Consider the following 13,805-nt stretch of genomic DNA (forward strand, 5'->3'; position numbering starts at 1 on the left):
GGTTCAGCGTACCGGCAGCGTCGCCACCCAGTCGATGATCGCCGCGATCACGGCATCGGTGCTGCCGGCCAGCGCGCGCACGCCGCCGGCGCCGTCGGCGCTGGGGGCGGGCTGCTCGGCGGTGAAGGTCTTCTGGCCGATCATGCCGTTGCGCATCACGGTGGCGCGCACCTGCACCACGCCGCGGCTGCTGTCGGCGCTGTCGAAGACCTGTTCGAAGTCGACGATATCGACCTTCAGCGCGGGCGCCTGCGTATCGCCGCCCCAGCTCAGTTCGCCGCGCGCCGATACCGCTTCGCGCAGCCGTTCGTCGAACAGGCGCACCGGCGACATGATCCAGCGCTGCGTGGCATAGGGCTGCAGGCGCTCGGCCTGGGCATAGCGCAGCCGGTAGTGGATCGCGTTGCCGTCGAGCCAGGACGGGCCATCGGTGGACAGCACGCGCAGCGGCGGCAGCGTCTTGCCCGCAGCCGGCGCCACGGCGGGCGGGCCGAGATCGTAGGTGGTGGTGTGCGGCGTGGCGGGCAGCAGCGAGCAGCCGGCCAGCAGCGTGGCGGTCAGCATCGCACCGGCCAGCACGCACTGCGTGGCGGAAAGACGGGCGCGGCGGAGCGGAACAGCGTCGGTCATGGGCATCGGTTCCCGGTGGACGGTTGGATTCACGGTGCGGTCCCCGCCGATGGCGCGCTGAAGCCGTCCTCGCCGGGACCGGGCGGGGTCGCGGAGCCGCCGAACAGCACGCTCTGCGGCCGCTCGTTGAACTGGCCGGCGGCGCGGTCCAGGCTGCGCACCGTCTGCCGCGCATCGCGCGCCAGGCCGTTGAGCTGCGGCAAGGTCTGGTCGTTCAGATTGTTGGCCGCGTGCTCGACCGAGCCGGCCGCAGCCCGCAGTTGCTGACCGACGCCGTCGACGGTGCGCAGCAGCGTGCCGTCGGGACTGCCAAGCTCGCGGGTCAGTTGCTGCGTCGACTTCAGCGTGGCATTCAGGTTCGCGGTGACCTGCGGCAGTTGTCGCGCGGCCGGTTCCAGCGCACGGGCGACGCGGGCATAGTCGTCGACGCCTTCCTTGATGGAACGGATCGTCGTCATCAGCTCGCGCCGGTTCTCGCCCTGGAACATGTCGTTGAGCGAGGCCATCAGCGATTCCACCTGGGTCAGCAGCGAATCGCCGCGCCGCTCCAGTTCCTCGAAGAAGCCCGGCCGCATCTGGATGCGGGCGACCGCGCGGGGCGAGGTCTCCAGCGGCGGCGACGGCGCGGTGCTGCCTTCCTGCGCGGCGGTGTCGTCCAGTTGCACATAGGCGATGCCGGTCACGCCCTGCAGGCCCAGCGTGGCATAGGTCGTGCGCGTGATCGGCGCCTCCTTGTCGACGCTGATGCGCACGATGATCTGGCCCGGCACGGAGGCATCGAAGCGGATCGATTCGACGCGGCCCACCGTCAGGCCGCGATATTTGACGTCGGCCTGCGGGCCCAGCCCCGTCACGGTCGAGCGCGTGACCAGGTCGTAGGGCACGCGTTCGGTGTGGTCGGTGCCGAACCAGAACAGCGCGAACAGCACCAGCACGGCCAGGCCGATGGTGAACACGCCGGCGAGAAAGGCGTTCGACTTGTTTTCCATCACGACTCTCCAGCGTGGCGCGCCACGGCCGCCACGTCCGATGCAGGGTTGGCGCCGGCGGGCAGCGCGCTGAGCGCCCGCTGGCCGCGTTCGCCGAGAAAATATTCGCGGATGAAGGGATGGTCGATCTTCACCAGCTGCGGGATGGGCAGCGCCGCCAGCACCTTGCGGTCGGCCAGCACCGCGACGCGGTCGGACAGCGCCACCAGCGTGTCCAGATCGTGCGTGACCATCACCACCGTCAGCTTCAGTTCGCGCCGCAGTTCGCGGATCAGCGCGACATAGTCGTCGGACGCCATCGGGTCCAGGCCGGCGGTGGGCTCGTCCAGAAACACCAGTTCCGGCTCCAGTGCCAGCGCGCGGGCCAGCGCCACGCGCTTGATCATGCCGCCGGACAGATCGGCCGGCATCTTGTCGGCGTCGCGCGCCGACAGGCCGACCAGTTCGAGCTTGAGCAGCGACGCTTCGCAGATCAGATTGTCGGGCAGGCAGCGAAGTTCACGCAGCGGCAGCGCGATATTGTCGATCACCGACAGCGACGAGAACAGCGCGCCGCGCTGGAACTGCATGCCCCAGCGATTGCGCATCCATTGCAGCCGCGCGGGGTCGAGGCCGGCGAGGTCTTCGCCGAACAGGCGGATGGTGCCGGCAGTGGGCCGCTCCAGGCCGACGATCTGGCGCAGCAGCACGGTCTTGCCGGTGCCCGAGCCGCCGACGATCGACAGCACTTCGTCGCGATAGACCTCGAGGTCGAGCCCGTCGTGCACGACGGTGTCGCCAAAGCGCTTGACCAGGCCGCGCACCTCGATGATCGGCGTGCGGGCGTGCTGCGCGGTGCCGGTGTTGGCGCCCGTGTTGGCGGGGGTACCGATGATCGCCGTCATATGCCGACATCCTTGAACAGGATCGCGAAGATCGCATCGGCGACGATCACCACGGTAATCGCGGTGACCACCGAGGCGGTGGTCCCTTCGCCCAGGCTCTGCGTATTGGGCTTGATGCGCAGCCCGAAGTGGCACGCCGTCAGCGCGATCAGCATGCCGAACGCCACGCCCTTGCCCAGGCCGAGCCACAGGTTGGCGACCGGCACCGCATTGGGCAGCTCGCGCAGGAAGAAGACCGGGCTCAGGCCCAACTGGACGTTCGAGGCCACCATGCCGCCGATCAGCGCCAGCAGCGCGGTCCACGCGACCAGCAGCGGCATCGCCACGGCCAGCGCGATCGCGCGCGGCATGATCAGCCGGAAGCTGTGCGAGATGCCCATCACCCGCATCGCGTCGAGCTCCTCGGTGACCCGCATCACGCCGATCTGCGCGGTGATCGCCGAGCCCGAGCGGCCGGCCACCAGAATCGCGGCCAGCACCGGACCGAGTTCGCGGATCACCGACATGCCGAGGATATTGACGATGAAGACGCTGGCGCCGTAGGTACGCAGCTGGCTTGCCAGCAGATAGGCCAGCACCACGCCGATCAGAAAGCCCACCAGCGCGGTGATGCCCAGCGCCTTGTAGCCGATGCTGTAGACGTTGGCCGAGATCTCGCGCCACGGGCCGCGCCGCGGCGCGGCGGCAAAGCGCAGCAGGTCCAGCGACAGCTGGCCCAGCATCGCGATGCCGTTGCCCAGCTGCGAGAACAGCGACATCACCGATGCGCCGAGCAGCGTGACCGGGTTGAAGCGGTCGACCATCCGTTTCTTCCAGCCGAGCCGCCGTACCGCGGCGATCCGTTCGAAGGCGCGGCGCTGGCCGTCGGTGGCCTCGAGATGGGCCGGAAAGCGTTCGCCCCAGGCCTGCCACAGCAGTTGCGCGCCGATATGGTCGAGCCGGCCGATGCCGGTCAGCTGCCAGCGCGCGGTGCCGGGAACGAGTCCCTGCAGCTGCCGGCGCAGGTCATGGGCGCAGCGCGCCTGCGCCAGCGACAGCGCGGTCCAGTCTCCCTGCAACTGCACGGCGGCGGTGCCGTCCTGTTGCGTGACAGCGATGTCCGGCTTCGTATAGCGTTCCAATGGCTGACCGATGTAAGGTGCGAAAGCCGATTTTAAGCCACGCGCCGGCAGGCGCCAAAGTGGACGCGGCTACAATGCGCATGGCCCGATATCCGTCGGCCGCCGCCGAATACCAGTTCCCGCCGCCTGCATGACCGCCGCCTCGATCGATTCCCCCGCGCCTTCGTCCTCCTTGCCGCCTGCCTGGCGCATCGATCCGGTGCGCCTGCGGGCCGCACTTGTCGACGACGTCAAGCAGTGGCAGCTCGAGATCGTCGAGGAGACCGGCTCGACCAATGCCGATCTGGTCCAGGCCTGCCGCCGGACGCCTTGGGGGGAGGGCGACATGTTGAACGCCGGCATGCTGCGGCTCGCCTACCGGCAGACCGCCGGACGCGGACGCCAGGGACGGCCGTGGCAGGGCCAGGCGGGCATGACGTTCTCGGTGGCGATGCCGCTGGCGCTGCCGCCTGCGCGGCTGGCCGGGCTCAGCCTGGCGGTGGGGCTCGCGCTGGCCGAGGCGCTGAACGACATCGACGCACGGCTGGGCAAGGCGGTCGGCCTCAAATGGCCGAACGATCTGCAGATCGACGGCCGCAAGCTGGCGGGCATCCTGATCGAATCGGTGCCCGCAGGTCCGCAACGGGTCTGGGCGGTGGTCGGCATCGGCCTGAACCTGGTGCGCGACGCCGCGATGGAGGCCGCGCTCGGCCGCTCGCTGGCCGGCGTCACCGAATGCCTGGACGGATTCGATCCGGTGCATGGGCCAACGGATCTGCTGGCCGCGGTGCTGAACCGGCTGGCGGCGATGCGTACCGCCTTCCTGGCCGAGGGCTTCGCGCCGATGGCGCGGCGCTGGTCGGCGCGCGATGCCTATCGCGACCAGCCGGTGCGGTTGCTGCACGACGGCGCGGTGCAGGCCGAAGGCATGGCGCGTGGCGTCGACGACGAGGGCCATCTGCTGCTGGAAACCGCAAGCGGCCTGCAGCGGATCGCCTCGGGGGAAGTGTCGCTGCGGCCGGCCGGCGAGGGGGCATGATGAGCCCGAACGCGAGCCCGAACGCGAGCCCGACCGCCAGTGCGAGCGGCGCCGTGCTGCTGATCGATATCGGCAATACCCGCTTGAAGTGGGCCTGGTGCGAAGCGGCCTCGCTCGACGCCCCGTCCACCGGTGCGCTCCCGGTGCCCTGGCGCGCCAGCGGCGCCTGCGGGCATGAAGCGCTGCCCACGCTTGCCCAGGACTGGCGCGCGCTGGCCGATGCCGGCGGCGGGCCTCGCGGGGTGTGGATCAGCAATGTGGCGGGCCCGGTCATCGCCGCCGAGGTCGACGCCTTGCTGGCCGATGCCTTCGGCGGTCCGCCAGCGGTCCACTGGGCGCGGGCCACGGCGTCGCACGGCACGCTCGACAACGGCTATCGCGAACCCAGCCAGCTCGGCGTCGACCGCTGGGTCGGCGGCATCGGCGCGCGTCACCATCTGCCCGACGGCAATCTGCTGATCGTGACGGCAGGCACCGCCACCACGATCGACGTGGTGCTGGCGCCGGACAGCCATGACGGCACCGGCGGCACGCCGGCGCGCTCGCGCTTCGCCGGCGGCATGATCCTGCCCGGCCTGGCCCTGATGATGGGATCGCTGGCGCGCAATACCGCGCAACTGCCCGCGGTCGAGATCGGCGAGGCCCATGCCGCGACGGCGTGGGCCGACAACACCCGCGATGCGATCGCCGCCGGTTGCCTGGCGGCCCAGATCGGGTCGATCGAACGTGCCTGGCGCGTGCTCGGTGAACGCGGCCCGGCCCGCTGCCTGCTGTCCGGCGGCGCGCGCGAGGCGCTGGCGGGCGCGCTGACGCTGCCCTTCGAGCGGCACGAGAATCTGGTGTTGCTGGGTTTGTCGGTGATGGCGGCGCAGCAGCGCGCGGGCTGAGCGCCGGCGCTGGCCGACGGCACGACAGCACGACGGCCGTCAGCCGGTCAGTGGCCTCAGCCGCTCAGCCGCCCTGCCGCACCTTGTGCAGCAGCTTGGTGGTCGAGCGGTCGTGCAGGAAGGGGATCGCACAGGCCTGACCGCCCCAGCTGCGCACCAGCCGGGTCTCTTCCAGGGTATCGATCTCGTAGTCGCCGCCCTTGACGTAGATGTCGGGGCGGACCACGCGGATCAGTTCGACCGGCGTCTTCTCGCCGAACATCAGCACCAGATCGACCGATTCGAGCGCGGCCAGCAGCGCCATCCGGTCGGCCTCGCCATTGAGCGGGCGATCGTCGCCCTTGCCCAGCATCCGCACCGAGGCGTCGCTGTTGACGCCGACCACCAGGCAGGCGCCCAGCTGGCGCGCCTGCGCCAGATAGGTGGCATGGCCGCGATGCAGGATGTCGAACACGCCGTTGGTAAACACCATCGGGCGCGGCAAGGCCGCCAGGCGCCGTTGCAGCGCCTGGGGATCGTCGGTCGAAGCGAGCTTGGCCTCGAAGGCGGGAGGGGACAGCGTCATCGCAAGGACGGCGCCGGCGTCAGGCTTCGGCGGGGTTGGTGCCGCCGTTGGCTTGCAGCCGCGCGTTCAGTTCCTTGCGATAGCGGTTCAGGTCCTGCACGGTCTCGAAGGTGCGCTCGAACAGCAGCGACATGTTGTGCAGGATGCGTTCGATGACCTTCTTCTCCCAGCCTTCGTCGAAGCGGATCTGCTTGTCCAGCCAGTGCTCGAGCCAGTCCGGATCGGGCAGGCGCGACTGCACGGTGTCGTTGGGGAACAGCGCCTTGTTGACGTGCAGATTGGTCGGGTGCAGCGGCTTCTCGGTGCGGCGCGCCGATGCCATCAGCACGCCGATCTTGGCGAAGGCCGAGCGCGCGTTGTCGCCGAACTGGTTCAGGTACTTCTTCATGTAGCGCAGATAGGCGCCGCCGTGGCGCGCCTCGTCCTGCGACAGCGTGCGGTAGATATGCTTGATCACCGGTTCGGTGTGCCATTCGGCGGCACGGCGGTACCAGTGGTTCAGGCGGATCTCGCCGCAGAAATGCAGCATCAGCGTTTCGAGTGGGGGCGCCGGATCGAATTCGAAGCGCACCGCGTGCAGTTCTTCCTCGGTCGGGACCATGTCCGGGCGGAAGCGGCGCAGGTACTCCATCAGCACCAGCGAGTGCTTCTGCTCCTCAAAGAACCACACGCTCATGAACGCCGAAAAGTCGGAGTCGTGGCGGTTGTCGCGCAGGAACATTTCGGTGGCCGGCAGGGCGGACCACTCGGTGATCGCGTTCATGCGGATGGTTTTCGCCTGATCGTCCGTCAGCAGGCTGGCATCGAACGAATCCCAGGGGATGTCCTTGTCCATATGCCATCGGACCGCTTCCAGCGATTTGAACAGTTCGGGGTAGAGCATGGTAAGCCTTTGAAATTACGGGCAGATTCTACCAGATGCGAATCATTCCTATAGACCTTTTGCAGGCCGTCCGCAAGTTGCGGTGCGAACGGTCCGATGCCGCTTGCCAAGGCGGACCCGCGGCAGCCTGCCACAGCCAGCTGTCGGCATTGTGAAAACCGCTGAAACCGCGTCAGGCCAGCGCCGAGGCGGGCGGCGAGCCTGCCTCGCTGGTCGCCGGCGCGCTGCTTGCGGCCGGTGTGCCGGGGATCACGCCGTACAGGAAAGCGGCGAGTTCGTCGCCCTGCGCCCCCGCGTCGCGCTCGCCAAGGGCGATCAGCGCCTGCGTGAACTCGGGCTCGAACAGCAGGTAACTAGCAAATGCCGCGCCTTTCGCTTCGGTGCCGCCCAGCGGCGCCAGCAGCGCGCGCACGGTGCGCGGCAGCCGTTTGACGTGTTCGATCGCCAGCGCCTCGATCGGCTCGCTCGGCGAGATCGTCATCACCTGCACCGGCCGCCAGCCTTCCCGGTCGTTGGCGACCTCCGGCATGCGCGCCAGCAGCGTGTTGATATGCTGCAGCCGCTCCACATCGGTCGACAGTCCGTCCAGGAAGATGCTGGCCAGCGCCTGGCCGCCGACCTGGGCCAGCGACGGATAGCCGCCCGCCGGCACGGTGTCGTACCAGCCGGCGCGCTGACGCGAGGCCGCGCCGATCGCCAGGATGCGCGAGGCGCCCAGATGGATGGCCGGCGACAGCGGCGACATCTGCCGCATGGTGCCGTCGCCGAACCACTCGTGGTGGCCGTCCAGCTCCAGCGGCGTGGCGGGAAACAGGAAGGGGATCGACGACGAAGCCAGCAGATGGTCGACGCCGATGCTTGCCTCCACCGCGACGCGCTGGCTGCGGCGCCAGGGCTGGATGCGCCGGTGAGACTGGTAGAAGGTCACGTGCCGGCCGGTCGAATACGACAGCGCGGTGATGGCGAGCGCCTGCAGATGGCCGGCGTCGAGACTGCCCTGCACGCGCTCGGGATCGAACAGCTCGCTGAGCAGGCTGTCCAGCGGCTTGTTGTCGAACAGCGCGCGCGGCGCGTGCTGCAGCGCCCAGCCGACCGCCAGCGCCGACAGCCAGCGGGCGCCCGAGATGCCGACCCGCAGCACGTCGGTGCGATAGACGTCCTCGGCATGGATGCTCGACCACAGCGCGGCCAGCGTTTCGGTGGCGCGATCGAAGTCGCCGGCGTCGATCGCCAGCCCGGCGCCGTTGATCGCGCCGGCCGAGGTGCCGCAGACGATCTGGAAGGGATTTTGCGCGCCCAGTCCATGGCGGGCGGCGATGCGCGCGATGCCGCGCAGCACGCCGGCCTGGTAGGCGGCGCGCGCGCCGCCCCCCATCAGGATCACCGCGGTGGTCTTGCTCGCTGCCAAGGCGCGCTCCGACGTCAGTGCCCGTTGTTGGCCTTGCCGCGGCGTGCGGGCTTCGCGGTCTTGCCGGCCGGCTTGGCGGCGCCATTGGCGGCGCCGTTCTTGCCACCGCTGCTGCCGCCCTTGGCGGTGCCCGCCGTGCTGCCAGCGCCTGCTGTCTTCGCCGCCGTCCTGGTGCGGCTCCGGGCCGTGGCCCCGGCGGCGGTTTTCTCGGCGTGGGCGGGCGGTTCCGCTTCGTTCGCGCTCGTGGCCCCGGCCGGGCCGCTGCTCTGGGCCGCCGTACCGGCGCCTGGCTGCCCTGCGCCGAAGGCGCCGAGGTTGTTCAGCGAGGCCAGGCTGGCCGCCGCGGCGCTGCTGGCAATCTGGTTGAACTGCTTCTGCAGCATGTCCCACCACAGATTGGCCTGCGGCGGCGCCGATGCCCCTGCTCCTGTGCCTTTCGCTTGCGAGGGTCCGGCCTGCTGACCTGCCCCTTGCTTGCCGTGTTCCGGTGGCGGTTCGTCGTCCGGGATGTCGTCGTCGGGCTGATCGGGCGTGGCCTCCATCTCCGCCATGTCGGCCAGATCGCTCGGATCGATGCCTTCCGCGCCGGCGGCCGGCTGTGCCGGGGGTGGCGCCGAAGGGCGCCGCGGCGGCGCCGCGCTCGGCGCGTTGGCCGCCCGGGCGACGTTTTCCATCGCGCTTTGCAGCGCTTCGGGCGACAGTGCCTCGCCGACCGTCTTCAGCGCGACCAGCGTCGCGCGCTGAACCTCGAGCCCCTGGATGGTGGTGCGCAGCAGGTTGGCGTTCAGCTGCAGCCAGCTTTCGACCGCCTTCAGGTCATGGATGCGCTTGTCGACCTCGTCCAGATCCATCGGCGGCGTCATCGCCTGCAGGCCCGGCATCAGCCCCGTCGGCATGCCCGCCGCGTTGCCCCACATCTTGCGCAGAAATTCGAAGCCGTCGTTGAAATCGGGTATCTGTCCAAACATGGTCTGTGCTCCGCGGTGGGGCCATCGTCATTGGGTCGGCGCGCTGACGCTGCATCCTCCGCGCGCTGGCTTACGCCGGCTTACGCTGGCTTATGCGCCGAAGCGCGGCGGCCGTTTCTCGCGCAGGCTGGCCACGCCTTCGCGGACATCGGGTCCGGCAAAGCCCATGAACTCGAGCGCCAGCGAGGTATCGAACGCGGGCCCGGCCATGCGCAGCCAGTTGTTCAGCGCGTACTTGGTCCAGCGGATCGCGCTCTGCGAACCTTCGGCGAGCCGGTTGGCGATCTCGAAGGCCTTGGCCACCAGCTCGCTCTCGTCGACCGCCAGCGAGACCAGGCCGATGCGCTCGGCTTCCTCGCCGCTGACCGACTCGCACAGCATCAGATAGTACTTGGCCTTCGCCATGCCGCACAGCAGCGGCCAGACGATCGCGGCGTGGTCGCCGGCGGCCACGCCGAGCCGCGTATGGCCGTCGACGATGCGCGCGGTGCGCGCGGCGATCGAGATATCGGCCAGCAGCCCCGCCACCAGGCCGGCGCCGACCGCGGGACCGTGCATCGCGGAGACGATGGGCTTGTCGCAGTTGATCACGTTGTAGACCAGGTCGCGCGCCTCGTGCCAGACGCGCGAGCGGGTCTCGAAATCGTTGGCCATGTCCTCGACCAGCGCCAGATCGCCGCCGGCCGAGAAGCCCTTGCCCTCGCCGCGGATCAGTGCGACGCGGATCTCGGGATCGGCCGACACGTCGCGCCAGATCTCGGCCAGTTCGCGGTGCATGTTGGCGTCGGCGGTGGCCAGCTTGCGGTTGGCCGATTGCTGCGCGTCCATCACGATCTCGAGGATCGGGCCGTGCTGGCGCAGCGTCAGCGCCTGATAGCGGTCGTAGCGTGAGGAAGGGGCGGTGCCGGTGGTGGCTGCGTCGGCGGCTGGAGTGGCTGTCATCGCGGGTGGGCTCCTGGCGGGTGGAGGGAGGCACGGCAAGCGGCCGCGCGGGCCCGCCAGCAGGAGAGCGGGCCCGACTCGGGCCCGCGCAAATTCCCCAACCGGGCGGTCGGGGAATTATAGGCGCAACGCTGTGCGCCGCGGATCAGGCCGGCGCGGTCACCACCTGGTCGATCGCACCGAAGATCGAGCGGCCCTGCGCGTCGAACATCTCGATCTTGACCGCGTCGCCGTACTGCATGAACGGCGTCACCGGCGCGCCGCTCTCGATCGTCTCGAGGGTGCGCTTCTCGGCGATGCAGCAGTAGCCCTTGCTGCGGTCGACGTTGGAGATCGTGCCCGAGCCGACGATGCTGCCGGCCCGCACATTGCGCGTCTTGCAGATATGGGCGATCAGCTGGCCGAAGTCGAACACCATGTCGGTGCCGCAGTCGGGCGAGCCGACCTTCCTGCTGTTCCACCACACGTTCAGCGGCAGGTGGACCTTGCGCTCGCGCCAGGCCTCGCCGAGCTCGTCGGGCGTGACCGCGACCGGCGAGAATGCCGTGGCCGGCTTGCTCTGGAAGAAGCCGAAGCCCTTGGCCAGTTCGGCCGGGATCAGATTGCGCAGCGACACGTCGTTGGCCAGCACCAGCAGCCGGATGCCTTCGGCCGCCTGCTCGGGCGTGGCGCCCATGCGCACGTCGCCGGTGATCACCGCGACCTCGGCCTCGAAGTCGATGCCCCACGCCTCGCTGGCGCAGACGATGTCGTCGCAGGGGCCGAGCAGATCGTCGGCGCCGCCCTGGTACATCAGCGGATCGGTCCAGAACTCCGGCGGCATCTCGGCGCCCCGTGCGCGGCGTACCAGCTCGACGTGATTGACGTAGGCCGAGCCGTCGGCCCACTGGTAGGCGCGCGGCAGCGGCGCCATGCACTGGCGCGGATCGAACGCAAACGGATGGCGCGCACGGCCCGCGTTCAGCGCGTCGTACAGGTCCTGCAGCTGGGGCGCGAGGAAGTGCCAGTCGTCCAGCGCGGTCTGCAGCTTGCCGGCGATGTCGGTGGCATAGTGCGCGGTCTTCAGATCGCGCGACACGACCACGAGCTGTCCGTCGCGCGAGCCGTCCTTCAGGGTGGCCAGTTTCATCGGGATTCCTGCATCAAGAACGAAAGAACGACGCCGGCATCGCGCCGGCGTCCGGGATGGCTGAAGTGGCGCCGGCCAGGCCGGCCGCCGCGAGGGCGTCAGTCTACCGTGATGCCCTTGGCCTTGATCAATTTGCCCCAGCGCTCGGCCTCGCTGCGCGCGTACTGCGCGAATTCGTCGGGCGTGCTGGAGACCGGTTCGACACCGATGCCTTCGAAGCGCTTTTGTACCTCGGGCTGCTTCAGCGCCTTGACGAGCTCGGCATTGAGCCGGGTCACCACCGGCTGCGGCGTGCCGGCCGGGGCCACCACGCCCTGCCAGGCATAGGCCTCGAAGCCGGCGACGCCGCCCTCGGCCACCGTGGGCACCTGCGGCAGGGCGGCGAGCCGCTTCGGCGTCGCGCTGCCGAGCGCGCGCAGCTTGCCGCCGAGCACGTTCTGCTGGCCCGCCGCCAGATCTAGGAACATCAGGTCGACCTGGCCGGCCAGCAGGTCCTGCACCGCGGGGGCCGCGCCCTTGTACGGCACGTGGGTCATCCGCGTGCCGGTCTGCTCCATGAACAGCTCCATCGCCAGATGGTGCGGGCTGCCGGCGCCCGGCGAGGCGAAGTTGACCTTGTCCGGGTTCTTGCGGGCGTAGTCGACCGCCTCCTTGAGCGTGCGCGCGGGGAAGTTCGGGTTGGCGACCAGAATCAGCGGGAAGCGGGCGATCATGCCGACATGGACGAAGTCCCTGGCCGGGTCGTACGGCAGCTTCTTGTACAGCGAAGGGTTGGCGGCCAGCGTCGCGGTGTCGGCGGTCAGGATCGTGTAGCCGTCCGGCTTGCTGTGCGCGACGGTGTCGGCGCCGACGATCGTCGCCGCGCCCGGGCGGTTGTCGATCACCACCTGCTTGCCGAGCGCGGGCGAGATTGCATGGGCCAGCGTGCGCGCCACCACGTCGGTGCCGCCGCCGGCGGGATAGGGCACCACCCAGCGGACCGGCTGGCTGGGCCAGGCCGGCTGGGCTGCGGCCGGACGCGGCAGCACGGCGGCCATGGCAGCCAGCGCGCCGGCACTGAGCACGGCGGCATTCAGCAGGCGCCGCAGGATCGGCAGGGAAAGGCGCGCGGTGCGCGCAGCGGCGAACGGGGCTGGCATGCGGGTCTCCGGAATGTTCTTCTCGCGCAGTCTAGCGATGGATTAAAAACTGGTAAATCGATTTCGCTATAGTAAATTTACTGACCGGGGCGTAGCGCGGCGTGACGGAATCGAACTATATTGCCGCGCTTGCCGTTGCGTGCATGACTGTGTATCCATACCCGATCGTCGTTCCCGACGCCGCCCACCCCATCTCGACGCATGAGCGAACTAGAAGAAGACGACGCCAAGCTGCGCACCGGCATCCAGTCCATCGAAGTGGGCTTCCAGCTGCTCAAGGCGCTGGCCGCTTCGCCGCGCGCGATGATGCTGCGCGACCTGGCCGCCGCAGCCGACATGAATCCGGCCAAGGCGCACCGCTATCTGGTCAGCTTCCAGCGGCTTGGCATGGTGGCGCAGGATCCGGTCAGCGGTCGCTACGACCTGGGGCCGTTCGCGCTGCAACTGGGTTTGGCCGGGCTGAACCGACTCGATCCGGTCAAGAAGGCGCGCCCGGTGCTGTCCCAGCTGCGCGACGACATCGACCAGACCGTCGGCATCGCGGTCTGGGGCAACCACGGCCCGACGGTAGTGCACTGGGAGGAGTCGAGCCATCCGGTCACCGTCAGTCTGCGCCTGGGCGACGTGATGCCGATGCTCAATTCGGCCACCGGGCGGCTGTTCGGCGCCTATCTGCCGCGCCAGCAGACGCTGCCGCTGATCGAGCGCGAGCTCAACGAGCGCCGCGACGACAATCTGCCGGATCTGCCCCGCTCGCTGGCCGATTACGATGCGGTGTGCGCCGCCGTGCGTGCGCACGGCGCGGCGCGCACGCTGGGCGGCGTGCTGCCCGGCATCAACGCGATCTCGTTTCCGGTGTTCGATGCCAGCGGCCACGTGGCGATGGCGCTGATCGTGCTGGGCGCCCAGACCGTATTCGATGCAGAATGGGGCGGAGCGATCGACCGCCGGGTGCGCGAGATTGCACAACGGATCTCCACGGAGCTTGGATACCTTGGCGGGACCCCGCCGACCGGAAACGCCGGTCACGCCTGACGGGAAACGTGCGCGCCGCCTGCGCTGGGCGGTCGCGCTGGCGGTCGTACTGCTCGCCCATGCGCTGGTGCTGATCGGGCTGGTGCGGATGCCGGGTCCGCTGATCCCGCTCGACGCGGTCGACACGCCGGCGCTCGAGGCGATCCTGCTGCCGCCCAAGCCGATTGCCGTAGCGCCGGCGTGTCGACCGCGTCGAGCGGGATCAGC

The 13,805-nt window shown here is 69.6% G+C and carries 14 protein-coding genes and 1 pseudogene; 4 read left to right on the forward strand and 11 right to left on the reverse strand.

The window, feature by feature from the left end:
- Nucleotides 1-3 precede the first annotated feature (3 nt).
- Genes J5T34_RS16000 through J5T34_RS16015 form a run of 4 tightly spaced genes read right to left on the reverse strand, consistent with a single transcriptional unit; the run spans nt 4 to nt 3,624 of the window.
- Nucleotides 4-630, reverse strand: a complete 627-nt coding sequence (locus tag J5T34_RS16000) for an ABC-type transport auxiliary lipoprotein family protein (RefSeq protein WP_208580642.1) — start codon at nt 628-630, stop codon at nt 4-6.
- 29 nt (nt 631-659) lie between these two features.
- On the reverse strand, nt 660-1,619 hold the full coding sequence (locus J5T34_RS16005) for an MlaD family protein (RefSeq protein WP_208580644.1): 960 nt from the start codon (nt 1,617-1,619) through the stop codon (nt 660-662).
- Complete coding sequence (locus J5T34_RS16010; RefSeq protein WP_244258959.1) at nt 1,619-2,503, reverse strand: ABC transporter ATP-binding protein; 885 nt, start codon at nt 2,501-2,503, stop codon at nt 1,619-1,621. The genes J5T34_RS16005 and J5T34_RS16010 overlap by 1 nt, the downstream gene beginning before the upstream one ends.
- Complete coding sequence (locus tag J5T34_RS16015) at nt 2,500-3,624, reverse strand: MlaE family ABC transporter permease (protein WP_208580646.1); 1,125 nt, start codon at nt 3,622-3,624, stop codon at nt 2,500-2,502. The genes J5T34_RS16010 and J5T34_RS16015 overlap by 4 nt, the downstream gene beginning before the upstream one ends.
- A 130-nt stretch (nt 3,625-3,754) precedes the next feature.
- Here J5T34_RS16015 and J5T34_RS16020 point away from each other — a divergent pair, with 130 nt between their 5' ends.
- Entirely contained in the window at nt 3,755-4,642 is an 888-nt protein-coding gene (locus J5T34_RS16020; protein ID WP_208580648.1) for a biotin--[acetyl-CoA-carboxylase] ligase, read from the forward strand.
- The gene (locus J5T34_RS16025) at nt 4,639-5,529 is read left to right on the forward strand and encodes a type III pantothenate kinase (protein WP_244258961.1); all 891 of its coding nucleotides are present in this window, start codon (nt 4,639-4,641) and stop codon (nt 5,527-5,529) included. The genes J5T34_RS16020 and J5T34_RS16025 overlap by 4 nt, the downstream gene beginning before the upstream one ends.
- A gap of 64 nt (nt 5,530-5,593) precedes the next feature.
- Here the strand turns inward: J5T34_RS16025 and rfaE2 are convergent, their stop codons facing one another.
- The 7 genes from rfaE2 to J5T34_RS16060 all read right to left on the reverse strand — a co-directional run bounded on the left by rfaE2 (nt 5,594) and on the right by J5T34_RS16060 (nt 12,461).
- On the reverse strand, nt 5,594-6,088 hold the full coding sequence (gene rfaE2, locus J5T34_RS16030; protein ID WP_208580685.1) for a D-glycero-beta-D-manno-heptose 1-phosphate adenylyltransferase: 495 nt from the start codon (nt 6,086-6,088) through the stop codon (nt 5,594-5,596).
- A gap of 25 nt (nt 6,089-6,113) precedes the next feature.
- Entirely contained in the window at nt 6,114-6,977 is an 864-nt protein-coding gene (locus J5T34_RS16035) for an acyl-ACP desaturase (RefSeq protein WP_174108225.1), read from the reverse strand.
- A gap of 172 nt (nt 6,978-7,149) precedes the next feature.
- Nucleotides 7,150-8,352 (reverse strand): patatin-like phospholipase family protein, encoded by a 1,203-nt coding sequence (locus J5T34_RS16040; RefSeq protein WP_208580687.1) that lies wholly within the window; start codon nt 8,350-8,352, stop codon nt 7,150-7,152.
- A gap of 47 nt (nt 8,353-8,399) precedes the next feature.
- Nucleotides 8,400-9,353 (reverse strand): PhaM family polyhydroxyalkanoate granule multifunctional regulatory protein, encoded by a 954-nt coding sequence (locus tag J5T34_RS16045; RefSeq protein WP_208580650.1) that lies wholly within the window; start codon nt 9,351-9,353, stop codon nt 8,400-8,402.
- A 90-nt stretch (nt 9,354-9,443) separates the two neighbouring features.
- Nucleotides 9,444-10,295: an enoyl-CoA hydratase/isomerase family protein gene (locus J5T34_RS16050; RefSeq protein WP_208580652.1), complete on the reverse strand. Its 852-nt coding sequence runs from the start codon at nt 10,293-10,295 to the stop codon at nt 9,444-9,446.
- A gap of 145 nt (nt 10,296-10,440) precedes the next feature.
- On the reverse strand, nt 10,441-11,424 hold the full coding sequence (locus tag J5T34_RS16055; protein ID WP_208580654.1) for a fumarylacetoacetate hydrolase family protein: 984 nt from the start codon (nt 11,422-11,424) through the stop codon (nt 10,441-10,443).
- Nucleotides 11,425-11,522: 98 nt separating this feature from the next.
- Nucleotides 11,523-12,461, reverse strand: coding sequence for a Bug family tripartite tricarboxylate transporter substrate binding protein (locus tag J5T34_RS16060; RefSeq protein WP_208580689.1), 939 nt, complete (start codon nt 12,459-12,461; stop codon nt 11,523-11,525).
- 303 nt (nt 12,462-12,764) lie between these two features.
- Between J5T34_RS16060 and J5T34_RS16065 the strand changes: the two genes are divergently transcribed.
- Complete coding sequence (locus J5T34_RS16065; protein ID WP_208580656.1) at nt 12,765-13,598, forward strand: IclR family transcriptional regulator; 834 nt, start codon at nt 12,765-12,767, stop codon at nt 13,596-13,598.
- Nucleotides 13,558-13,805, forward strand: a pseudogene (locus J5T34_RS16070) (DUF3108 domain-containing protein); the annotation flags it as partial. The gene J5T34_RS16065 and the pseudogene J5T34_RS16070, both read left to right, overlap by 41 nt.

Source organism: Cupriavidus gilardii (assembly GCF_017598945.1).
GTDB lineage: Bacteria > Pseudomonadota > Gammaproteobacteria > Burkholderiales > Burkholderiaceae > Cupriavidus > Cupriavidus gilardii_E.

Bases quoted from the DNA above. Each gene is read 5' to 3' on its own strand.
- J5T34_RS16045 (WP_208580650.1), bottom strand. From the start codon at position 9,353: ATGTTTGGACAGATACCCGATTTCAACGACGGCTTCGAATTTCTGCGC.
- J5T34_RS16010 (WP_244258959.1), bottom strand. From the start codon at position 2,503: ATGACGGCGATCATCGGTACCCCCGCCAACACGGGCGCCAACACCGGC.
- J5T34_RS16035 (WP_174108225.1), bottom strand. From the start codon at position 6,977: ATGCTCTACCCCGAACTGTTCAAATCGCTGGAAGCGGTCCGATGGCAT.
- J5T34_RS16065 (WP_208580656.1), top strand. From the start codon at position 12,765: ATGAGCGAACTAGAAGAAGACGACGCCAAGCTGCGCACCGGCATCCAG.
- J5T34_RS16000 (WP_208580642.1), bottom strand. From the start codon at position 630: ATGACCGACGCTGTTCCGCTCCGCCGCGCCCGTCTTTCCGCCACGCAG.
- J5T34_RS16005 (WP_208580644.1), bottom strand. From the start codon at position 1,619: ATGGAAAACAAGTCGAACGCCTTTCTCGCCGGCGTGTTCACCATCGGC.
- J5T34_RS16040 (WP_208580687.1), bottom strand. From the start codon at position 8,352: ATGGGGGGCGGCGCGCGCGCCGCCTACCAGGCCGGCGTGCTGCGCGGC.
- J5T34_RS16055 (WP_208580654.1), bottom strand. From the start codon at position 11,424: ATGAAACTGGCCACCCTGAAGGACGGCTCGCGCGACGGACAGCTCGTG.
- J5T34_RS16060 (WP_208580689.1), bottom strand. From the start codon at position 12,461: ATGGCCGCCGTGCTGCCGCGTCCGGCCGCAGCCCAGCCGGCCTGGCCC.
- J5T34_RS16020 (WP_208580648.1), top strand. From the start codon at position 3,755: ATGACCGCCGCCTCGATCGATTCCCCCGCGCCTTCGTCCTCCTTGCCG.
- J5T34_RS16050 (WP_208580652.1), bottom strand. From the start codon at position 10,295: ATGACAGCCACTCCAGCCGCCGACGCAGCCACCACCGGCACCGCCCCT.
- J5T34_RS16025 (WP_244258961.1), top strand. From the start codon at position 4,639: ATGATGAGCCCGAACGCGAGCCCGAACGCGAGCCCGACCGCCAGTGCG.